The sequence below is a fragment of the Lactobacillus sp. UMNPBX19 genome, from assembly GCF_002553805.1.
Lineage (GTDB): Bacteria > Bacillota > Bacilli > Lactobacillales > Lactobacillaceae > Lactobacillus.
On the sequence record NZ_PCYR01000102.1, the window covers coordinates 1 to 476 of the forward strand.

The following is a 476-nucleotide window of genomic DNA, read 5'->3' on the forward strand; positions in this document are numbered from 1 at the left end:
CAGTTCCATAAGCAATAAACGTTGTATTGGGACTAAACTGATTATATGTATCTACTACGTACTCTTCAATTTTACGATTATCAGCAATTACTAAATCAGCATGTTTAATCATTCCTCTTTCAGAAAATTTCCAGTACTTTCTTACAGGAAGTGGCCATTTTGCTCGTTTCCATTCATGACCATCTGGATTAATGAAATATGTGCCACCAAGAGCGTGAATTTGTTTAACATAGTGTCCAATAAATGGTCCAATTCTAGCTGCTAAAATATAAAAAATTGGAGACTGTGCACCAATTTTTTTAGCATTATTAATCGCCCACCTAAGCGCTTTAATATCATACGCTATTGCCTGTGCGGGACCAATATTTGGCACATCTACTGAATAAATTTCTGCATTATTATACTCAAACACATCATTTTCTTGACTCAATTTTGTATTATCTCGCCGAGAAGCAACATGATATCTAATTTCAGAT

General features: G+C 34.2%; 1 protein-coding gene. It reads right to left on the reverse strand.

Annotated features, from left to right (window positions below; genetic code table 11):
• The coding region (locus CP370_RS09270) for a DUF1972 domain-containing protein (RefSeq protein WP_143467886.1) at window positions 1-476 on the reverse strand (476 nt) is incomplete at both ends.